1 protein-coding gene is annotated in these 1,134 nt (G+C 70.9%); it reads left to right on the plus strand.

All coding sequences use genetic code 11. The annotated features are described in order from the left end of the window. On the plus strand, nt 1-1,134 hold a 1,134-nt coding region (locus EBH09_RS00060), incomplete at both ends, for a lactate utilization protein B (RefSeq protein WP_153182565.1).

Consider the following 1,134-nt stretch of genomic DNA (forward strand, 5'->3'; position numbering starts at 1 on the left):
GCCGTACACGATCCGACGTTGCGCGGGAATCTGCGGCACGCGACGCACACCATCCGGGACAAGCGGGCGCGGGCGGTCGCGGAGCTGGACGACTGGGCGCGGCTGCGTGAGGCCGGGAAGCGGATCAAGGATCACACGCTGCGGTATCTGGACCGGTATCTGGTGCGGGTGGAGGAGGCGGTCACGGCGGCCGGGGGGACCGTGCACTGGGCCGCCGACGCCGAGGAGGCCAACCGGATCGTCGCGGATCTGGTGAAGGCGACCGGGGAGTCGGAGGTCGTCAAGGTCAAGTCGATGGCGACGCAGGAGACCGGTCTCAACGAGGCGCTGGAGGCGGAGGGCATCCGCGCCTACGAGACCGATCTCGCCGAGCTGATCGTGCAGTTGGGCGGGGACCGGCCCTCGCACATCCTGGTGCCGGCGATCCACCGCAACCGCGGCGAGATCCGGGACATCTTCCGCTCCGAGATGGGCGAGTGGGGCCGGCCGGCGCCCGAGGGTCTCACCGACACGCCCGCCGAACTCGCCGAGGCGGCCCGGCTGCACCTGCGGGAGAAGTTCCTGCGCGCCAGGGTCGGCATCTCCGGCGCCAACTTCATGGTCGCCGAGACCGGCACCCTCGTGGTCGTGGAATCCGAGGGCAACGGCCGGATGTGCCTGACCCTGCCCGAGACCCTGATCTCGGTCGTCGGCATCGAGAAGATCGTGCCCACCTGGCGCGATCTGGAGGTCTTCCTGCAGACCCTGCCCCGCTCCTCGACGGCCGAGCGGATGAACCCGTACACGTCCATGTGGACCGGCACCACCGACGGGGACGGCCCTCGCACCTTCCACCTGGTCCTGCTGGACAACGGCCGCACCGACACCCTCGCCGACGAGGTCGGCCGTCAGGCACTGCGCTGCATCCGCTGCTCGGCGTGCCTGAACGTCTGCCCGGTCTACGAGCGGGCCGGCGGCCACGCCTACGGCTCGGTGTACCCGGGGCCGATCGGCGCGATCCTCAGTCCGCAACTGCGGGGCACGGGCAGCGAGATCGACGCGTCCCTGCCGTACGCGTCCTCGCTGTGCGGCGCCTGCTACGAGGTGTGCCCGGTCGCCATCGACATCCCCGAGGTGCTGGTCCACCTGCGGGAG

It is taken from the genome of Streptomyces sp. E2N166, from assembly GCF_003671715.1.
GTDB classification, from domain to species: Bacteria; Actinomycetota; Actinomycetes; order Streptomycetales; family Streptomycetaceae; genus Streptomyces; species Streptomyces thinghirensis.